Origin of the sequence: Fibrobacter sp. UWCM, from assembly GCF_900129735.1 — a bacterium.
Classification (GTDB): domain Bacteria; phylum Fibrobacterota; class Fibrobacteria; order Fibrobacterales; family Fibrobacteraceae; genus Fibrobacter.
In genome coordinates, this window is sequence record NZ_FQWR01000031.1 from 22,937 (window position 1) to 30,490 (window position 7,554).

The following is a 7,554-nucleotide window of genomic DNA, read 5'->3' on the forward strand; positions in this document are numbered from 1 at the left end:
GGAGTCAGTTACTTGGTGATGTTTATCGGACGCGCCTCGTGGTAGCTGCCGGTCGATACCTTCACGATGTAGGTGCCCGCGGGCATCTCGCTCATGTCGAAGGTATGCACGTGCCCGCCTGCGTTCTGGATTCCCGTCACCTTCTGGTCGATTAGCGCGCCGAATCCGGTAAACAGGCTTATCTTCACGTTGTCGCGGTTCGGGAGCGAGTATCGCACGCTGAGGTTCCTGCGGGCAAGGGAGAGTTCCATGTGCGTCGCGATTCCCTTGAGGCCGTACATCAGTGCGGTGGTGGATTCTCCGGCTCCGCTGCCCTGCTCGTTCGTGAGCGTGACCGTCACCTTGAAGAGAACCGTTTTCCCGTTGTACTCAAGTCCCTGGGTGAACTTGTATGTATCGCCGTTATTCACGCGGTTCGGGTAGTGCCCGATGGCGAGAGTCCCCTTCGGGATATCCGCTTCGCTGAACACGTAGGCGTTCTCGCCCCGTTCCACCACGTTGCCCGTCTTGCCGAACCAGTGGCCGGGAGCGTTCGCGGTAGATTCGGTTACGTTGTTTCCGTCCGGTTCCTGTGCGAAGAAGGTCGCTTTCGAGAGGCTTGCCGCGGTGAGCCCGAGCTTGCTTGCGACTTCGGCGACGTCGAAGGATGCCGTGACGCTCGCGTAGTTGTCGTCGATGGGGAGGGTCACCTTGATTTCGTATGTCGCTGCGACGGTCGCCGGTGCGATGCTGCTGGAACTCGCGGGCTTCTCGCTGCTCGAAGAAGAGATGCTGCTCGAAGAAACCGGCTTCACGCTGCTGGAGCTCGCGGGCGTTACACTGCTGGAACTGCGCGCAACACTGCTGCTCGATGCAACGGGCGCGTCGCCGATTTCGGGCCACTTGTAATCGAGCTTGAAGTCGTTGTAGTATTTCGTATTCGCGTCGCCTGCGCCGTTGATTCCTTCCTCGGGCTTGAGGCGGTAATCGTAGTGGTAGGTGCGCATATCGGGATTTTTCGAGTAGTTGTAGTCGGTGTTCACCACGATGGCGAAGGCCATCTTGCTTCCGCCCGTGGTGCTCGGGGTCTTTTCAATCTTGAGGATTGCGGTCTCGTTGCCCTTCACGGGTTCGCTGTACACCGGCGTGCCGTCCGTGGCGCGGTAGGCGAGCACCAGTCGCATGTTGTCGTTCGTGGAATGCGAACCGTTCGGGTAGAGCGTCATGCTGATTTGCGTCGCGCCGTCCTTGAGCTTGAGCGGGATTACGTTCGAGCCCGACCATCCCGGAGTCAAGTCCTGGTTCGGTACCCAGTCGCCGTTGCTTACGGTCACGCTCTGGTAGGGAGTCATTTTCCAGGTGTAGCTGTAGTTCCTGTTGTCCCAGTAATCCTGTTCCCAGTAGCTCTGGCTCCCGAAATTGTTGTTCAGGAGCGCCTTGATTTCGTTCGACCATTTTTTCATGTCGAGCATGGCGAGCCTTGCGCGGAATTCGGTAATGAGCCTGCGCACTCCCTCGTCACCGAGGCCGATGTCGAGCCCGTAGGTTTCGAGCAGGTAGGTAGTCTTGCCGTAGGCGTGCCCGTACACCCAGCGCACGGACCCCGTGCCGAGCCATGTGCCCATGAACGTGGGGAAGATGTTGCTGTACTGCGCGCCGCCCAGAAGGTAGCGCTGGTTCTTGCCGGTGACGCCCTGGGCGCCGGGGCCACCGAAGGTGCCGTCGATGAGCCAGCCCGAGTAGCACTCGATGGGCATGAAGGGTGCGATCACCGTCGCCGCGTTCAGGAATCCCATGCCGCTATACACGCCGTTACGCCTTGCGAACATGTCCTGCTGGATCCACGTGTTGCCCGCTTCCTGGAACCAGTGCGCCTGCTTTGCGCCGGGGTAGCCGTTCGTCATCGAGTGGATGCCCTCGTGGATCATTGCGTCCATCTGCGAGACGCGATCGCGGTAGGGGCAGCTCGTGTTGAAGCTGTAGACCGGGTAGAACGACGCCGCTACCGCCGTGTAGCCCGCGACTACGGTCTGCCAGCCGCCGGTGGTGTCGGTCTTCGCGCCGCCCGCGCACGTGCCCGAGCCGTAGTAGTACACGGCGCTGTACTGGCCGTCCTGTGCCTGCGCGTCGGGGGCCCAGCCGAGGCTGTCGTAGAGGTAGGTGAAGTCGGTATCGTATTTCTTGAGGAGGCTGTCGATAGTCACGTCGGTAATGCGGCTGTCACGATCCTTGCCCCAGTAGAAGGCCCACCACTTGCCGGCCTTCTTGCCGGTCACGCCCGAACAATTGTTGTTGAACTTGGTGGGCGGCTTGATTTCGCCCAGGTTCGCCCTGGTATCGTAATCCAGGTCCGAGCGGTAGGCGGGCCATGTGTAGGCGTCCCCTTCCGCTGCGGAGGCCGTTGCCCCCATCCCTGCCGCAAGCGCTGCCGCGGCTATCCATCCCATACACTTTTTCTGCATAACACACTCCAGTTTTGATGCTATGCTAGAAATAGTTTTTTGCGCCCGGAAATCCTAGATTTTGCCCCTCCCGGTGTGCTGTTTCCGTGTTGAAAGTGTGTAAAAGTAATTCTATGAATGCACTAAAATACGTTTAAATGTTGTATTTTAGCGTATTTTTGTGTAAAAATTATTTATTTCCCGGCCTGTTTCTTTTCTCTTTTTATCTGCTTCAGCTGCGCGAGCCGCTCGCCCAGCGCCTTTTCCTTGCCGTAGGGCTTGGGCTGGTAAATCTCGGTGCCTTCGAGTTGCTTGGGCAAATGCTCCTGCGCGGAGTATGCGCCCGGGCTGTCGTGGTCGTACTGGTAGTCGATTCCGTAGCCCAGCTTTTCGCCGACCTTCGTCACCGAATTGCGGAATGCGCGCGGTACGGGCAGTGTCCCGGTTTGCTTCACGATGGAGTCTGCCTTCATTCCGGCGAGTTCCAGGCTGTTGCTCTTGGGCGCAAGCGAGAGGTAAACCGCAAGTTCGTCGAGCGCGATGAGGCCCTCGGGTATGCCCATGAAGTCGTATGCCTCTCGGGCGGCGGTCGCGAGCAAGAGTGCGTTCGGGTCTGCAAGGCCGATGTCTTCCATGCTCATGCGCATCAGCCTGCGCAGTATGAACCGCGGGTCTTCGCCACCCTGCAGCATGCGGTGCATCCAGTAGAGGGCTGCGTCCGGGTCGCTCCCGCGCACCGACTTGTGGAGCGCCGAAATCAGGTTGTAGTGTTCCTCGCCGCTCTTGTCGTAACGGAGCGGTTTCTTGTACTGGAACTCTTCAAGAAGTTTCTCGTCGATGATTTTGCGGTCGCCGAGATTCTTGCCAATCCATTCAATCTGGTTCAGCAAAAAGCGTGCGTCGCCGTCGGACTGCGCGATTAGTTTGTCTACAACTGCGTCCTCGACTTCCACGTCCTTGAGCTGCAGGCCCCGCGGGTGGTCGCGCAGTGCGCTGAAAATCAGCGTGCGCAGGTCTTCCTTGCTGAGGGGGGCAAACAGTATCAGCTGGCAGCGGCTTAGGAGGGCGCTGTTGACCTCGAACCCCGGGTTCTCGGTGGTGGCGCCTATGAGCGTCACCGTGCCGTCCTCGACGGCACCCAGCAGCGCATCTTGCTGGCCCTTGTTAAAGCGGTGGATTTCGTCGATAAACAGGATGGTGTCCTGGAACATGCCCTTCATCTTGCGGGCGTCGGCTAAAACTTCCTTCACTTCCTTCACGCCGCTTGCAACAGCCGAAAGTGCCACGAAGGCCTTTTTCGTGTGCTGGCGAATTACGTGTGCGAGGCTCGTCTTTCCGCAGCCCGGTGGGCCCCAGAAAATCATGCTCGGAACGTTGTCGTTCTCGAGACTTTTCCGCAAAAGGCTCTGCTCGCCCAGAATCTTGTTCTGGCCTAAAAATTCATCCAGGTTCTGCGGGCGCAGTCTTTCGGCGAGCGGTTGGTCCATATCTTATTCCACGGGTTCCACTTCGATAGAGTAGCCGATTTCGCGGCTCGTTTCTTCGACTTTCTTGTAGTGGATGATTATCTTGATTTTATCGCCATCAGAAATCGTCGCGATTCCGTGATAGTCGTTGCCGTCGTGGCTGGATACCTTGACGCTCTGGCAAGAAAGGTTGTCTTCTGCAAGGGCTTCGCTGATGATTTCCTTCGCTTCGCTTTCCATCCAGTGGTAGCGCCCGGCAACGGGGCCCGGAATGGCAATGGCCGCAATACCGAGGGCGATGACTGCGGCTGAAATCATGAACTTCTTGGGTGCGGGCAGGTACGAACCCACGTGCATCTTGTGGAGGGTCACCAGTACGTAGAATCCGGCGCCGAGCCCGAGCAATAGCGGAACGTAGATGTTCAATGACTGTATCATCCGGAGGTCTACGAACAGGTAACTTGAAATAAAAAAGGAGCACGCGCCAAGCACGATGAGGCATGCGAGGCAAATCAGGATTGTCTTTGCCGGTTTCTTCTGGAATTCTTCGCAGAACTGGCGGGCCTGGAGGAACTCGTTTGTCTTTGCTTCGGAGATAGTCCCTTCGCCCTTGCAGATATTGCACTTGAGGCCGTTTTCAATCTGCTTCGTGCCGTTGCAGCGGATGCAGTCGAGCATCTTGATGCTGCCGGAACCGCAACATATCGGGCAAGGCTTCTTGTCCTTTATTCCGGTGCCTTTGCAGCGCTTGCACGGGCTGGAACTCCTGACAGGGAAGTCTACGGTCTTGTCCAGCGACCTGATGTGAATCTGGACGGTTTCTTCCTGATTTTCCATGCGTCTATTTCTCCTCGCTAACGAATTCGAACTTGCTGAAACTTGCGGGCAGTTCGCGCGTGGGGCGCCCGTTCTTGAGCATGCAGTGGAGCGTGTGGCCCGTGGTGCACAGCTTGCCGTTCACGCTCGCCTTGTATTCAAAGCGGATGCGCAGCTTGTCCACGCGAATCATGGTGGTCTCGACATCCACGAATTCGCCGTAGTGCGTGGGCGCCTTGAACTGCACGTTCAGTTCGAGCACCGGGCTCGAGAACCCTTCGGCCTCCATGTCGGCGTAGCTTGCGCCCGCCTCGCGGAAGTATTCGGTACGTGCCTGCTCGAACCACACGGCGTAAACGGAGTGGTGGACGATTCCCATCTGGTCGGTTTCCGCATAGCGCACTTCGACGCGGGCGGTATGCTTGAATGTGCAAGTTTCCATGCCACAAATATACATTTTAAATCCGCGCCTGTTTTTATTGCAAAAAAGAATTATATTATGCCATAAAGAAAGGAACCTCACATGAAACTCGGCACGCTTGCACTATTGCTCATCCCGTTTATCTTCCTTGCCTGTACCGAATCCACGTCGTCTGGCGACGATTCCCACGGCGACCTGGTGTACAGTCTCAGCGCCAAGGCCAGTTCCATTACGGGCCGTTGCAGCGTCTATGTGGAAGACAAGCGCATTACGATGGTGTTCGACCAGATCGTGTCGGGGCTCGGTACCATGGAATACACGTCCACAATCAAGCTGGGTTCTTCTTCGGTAACGGTCTCCGACGTGTTTGTGTCGAACTCGAATATTTTCAAGGAAAGCATGGATGCCAACTGCACGGGGCTCAGGCAGGAATATGAGCCGAAGGGAGGCTCGGTAACCTGCTCGTCTACGGAGGTCAATGCGTCCATGGAAATCGCCTCGACCCCGGCAAAGCTGGCGGGCGCCTACGAAACCGCAGTCGACGCGATGAAGGAACAGTGCGACTACTACATAGAGCAGGTGAAGGCTTCCGATATGGCCGGTGGCGATTACGAGCCGGCGGAGCGCTGCATTGTCGACCAGAAGGTGGATACCCTCGTTATGCTGATAGGGTATCCGGACAGGTCGGTCGCCATCGAGGCGTACGATGTTGGCGGTGATGTGTACATGCAGGAAATCTACGCGGGCGTGGATGCCGAGACTCTTGAAGATGTCTGCTTCGCGTACCGTCACGATAGCGAGAGGGCCGACGTGACGTGCGACGGCAGTACCATTACCTACAGGTCGATTGGCGATAACCTGGAAGATCTCAGGGAGGGGATGGAAATTTATGCGTGCCCCGCCTTCCTTGCCGGCGCGACATCCTTCGAAGACATGTGGTTTGGCGAATAGCCCATGCGTGGCAATGCATAGCCTTTTTATATAATGTTGTCTCCGTGCATATCCTGCACGCTTGCACGATCACTTCGTTCCAGTGCTCCGTGGCGACCCGTTCGCGCTAGATTTTGAAAAAACGCTTTGGTTTGCGCTCACTCTCGCAACCACGCCCAGTTAATACTGGGCGCTTGTTGCTCACAAGCGAAGTATGCTACTCCGCCAAAAAACAAGCGAAGGCTCCGGTTAAAAATTGTTTGTCGCTTTGTCGCAGGGGCTGAAAGTATTTTGCGGGAGGAAACCCTTGTGACTGTTAGTCCCTACGGGTTTCCTTTAAACATCTAGGCCCCTCAATAAACATCTAGAAAGCCTGCAATTCCAACAACTAAAGACTAATGACTAATAACTAATCACTAGGAAACAGGCGGTTTTCCACGCGCTTGAAGCATTCGGGCTTCTCGGCGGTGGGTTCGCCGCCCTTGGTAAAGGCGTGCAGCGTGGAACCCGTGGTGCAAAGCTCTCCCTTCACGTAGGCCCTGTAGTTGAATTTCCACTTGTATCTGCCTACCTGCGAGAATTCGGTCTCGATGTCGACCACGTCGCCGAACCTGCAGGCCTTCCTGTACTTCACGACCAGTTCCAGCACGGGGCTTTCGAACCCTTCCTTCTCGATTTCGGTGTAGGGCGCGCCTATCGCCTTGAAGAAGTCGATGCGGGCCTGCTCGAACCAGATGGGGTACGACCCGTGGTGGACCACCCCCATGGCGTCGGTTTCGGAGTAGCGGACCTCGATTTTGCAGGTATGGCTTATGCCTTTCTTTTCCATGTCCAAAATATAGTTTTTTGCTCCATTTTAAACTATCAACAATCTATTCACACTTTTAACTCATTTTGTGTACGTCTTTTTTGTCGAAAAGGAAAAAAAATCAATTTTTTTGCTCTAAATTCTTGATTTTCATTGACAAAACGGCATAAAACTTATTAAATTTGGCACACTCTTATATCCATGCGGATTTAGGAGGCATGCCAAAGTAGCTCAGCTGGTAGAGCAGCTGATTTGTAATCAGCCGGTCGTAGGTTCGATTCCTATCTTTGGCTTGAACATAATGGGTCGTTGCCCGAGTGGTTAATGGGGACGGACTGTAAATCCGTTGGTTTACGCCTACCGTGGTTCGAATCCACGACGGCCCACGCAACAACGCCCTATGGTGCTGAAAGGTGCCATAGGGCTTATGCCCAGGTAGCTCAGTGGTAGAGCACTTCCTTGGTAAGGAAGAGGTCTCGGGTCCGACTCCCGATCTGGGCTCTCACTAATTGGAGATAGAATCATGGCAAAAGAACATTTTGACAGAAGCAAGCCGCACTGCAACATTGGCACCATCGGCCACGTTGACCACGGCAAGACCACCCTGACCGCCGCAATCTGCACGACCCTCGCTGCCCGCGGCCTCGCCGCCGCCAAGCGTTTCGACGAAATCGACAACGCTCCCGAAGAAAA

Annotated in this window: 7 protein-coding genes and 3 tRNA genes; 5 read left to right on the forward strand and 5 right to left on the reverse strand. The window is 56.0% G+C overall.

What is annotated here, in order from left to right; translation table 11 throughout:
- Nucleotides 1–8 precede the first annotated feature (8 nt).
- The 4 genes from BUB22_RS14815 to BUB22_RS14830 form a co-directional block, all read right to left on the reverse strand.
- Nucleotides 9–2,441, reverse strand: a complete 2,433-nt coding sequence (locus BUB22_RS14815) for a DUF4859 domain-containing protein (protein WP_073116341.1) — start codon at nt 2,439–2,441, stop codon at nt 9–11.
- A 173-nt stretch (nt 2,442–2,614) separates the two neighbouring features.
- Nucleotides 2,615–3,907 carry a replication-associated recombination protein A gene (locus BUB22_RS14820; protein ID WP_073116342.1) on the reverse strand — a complete coding sequence of 431 codons (1,293 nt, stop codon included), beginning with the start codon at nt 3,905–3,907 and terminating at the stop codon, nt 2,615–2,617.
- A gap of 3 nt (nt 3,908–3,910) precedes the next feature.
- Nucleotides 3,911–4,723, reverse strand: a complete 813-nt coding sequence (locus BUB22_RS14825; protein WP_072813413.1) for a hypothetical protein — start codon at nt 4,721–4,723, stop codon at nt 3,911–3,913.
- A gap of 4 nt (nt 4,724–4,727) precedes the next feature.
- A complete protein-coding gene (locus tag BUB22_RS14830) occupies nt 4,728–5,144 on the reverse strand; it encodes an acyl-CoA thioesterase (protein WP_073116344.1) in 417 nt (138 codons plus the stop codon).
- An 81-nt stretch (nt 5,145–5,225) separates the two neighbouring features.
- Here BUB22_RS14830 and BUB22_RS14835 point away from each other — a divergent pair, with 81 nt between their 5' ends.
- Entirely contained in the window at nt 5,226–6,074 is an 849-nt protein-coding gene (locus tag BUB22_RS14835; RefSeq protein WP_073116346.1) for a hypothetical protein, read from the forward strand.
- Between the two features lie 388 nt (nt 6,075–6,462).
- Here BUB22_RS14835 and BUB22_RS14840 read toward each other — a convergent pair whose 3' ends face one another.
- Complete coding sequence (locus tag BUB22_RS14840) at nt 6,463–6,882, reverse strand: acyl-CoA thioesterase (RefSeq protein ID WP_073116348.1); 420 nt, start codon at nt 6,880–6,882, stop codon at nt 6,463–6,465.
- A 199-nt stretch (nt 6,883–7,081) separates the two neighbouring features.
- On the opposite strand from BUB22_RS14840, the gene BUB22_RS14845 reads away from it, so the two are divergent.
- The 4 genes from BUB22_RS14845 to BUB22_RS14860 all read left to right on the forward strand — a co-directional run.
- Nucleotides 7,082–7,154, forward strand: a tRNA-Thr gene (locus tag BUB22_RS14845).
- A gap of 10 nt (nt 7,155–7,164) precedes the next feature.
- Nucleotides 7,165–7,247, forward strand: a tRNA-Tyr gene (locus tag BUB22_RS14850).
- Between the two features lie 43 nt (nt 7,248–7,290).
- Nucleotides 7,291–7,362: transfer RNA gene (locus BUB22_RS14855), tRNA-Thr, on the forward strand.
- Nucleotides 7,363–7,384: 22 nt separating this feature from the next.
- Nucleotides 7,385–7,554: GTP-binding protein (locus BUB22_RS14860; RefSeq protein WP_254794701.1), on the forward strand; the 170-nt coding region annotated here is incomplete at its 3' end.

Excerpts from the sequence above, each read along its gene's own strand:
- BUB22_RS14830 (WP_073116344.1), bottom strand. The coding sequence starts at position 5,144 with ATGGAAACTTGCACATTCAAGCATACCGCCCGCGTCGAAGTGCGCTAT.
- BUB22_RS14825 (WP_072813413.1), bottom strand. The coding sequence starts at position 4,723 with ATGGAAAATCAGGAAGAAACCGTCCAGATTCACATCAGGTCGCTGGAC.
- BUB22_RS14820 (WP_073116342.1), bottom strand. The coding sequence starts at position 3,907 with ATGGACCAACCGCTCGCCGAAAGACTGCGCCCGCAGAACCTGGATGAA.
- BUB22_RS14840 (WP_073116348.1), bottom strand. The coding sequence starts at position 6,882 with ATGGAAAAGAAAGGCATAAGCCATACCTGCAAAATCGAGGTCCGCTAC.
- BUB22_RS14815 (WP_073116341.1), bottom strand. The coding sequence starts at position 2,441 with ATGCAGAAAAAGTGTATGGGATGGATAGCCGCGGCAGCGCTTGCGGCA.
- BUB22_RS14835 (WP_073116346.1), top strand. The coding sequence starts at position 5,226 with ATGAAACTCGGCACGCTTGCACTATTGCTCATCCCGTTTATCTTCCTT.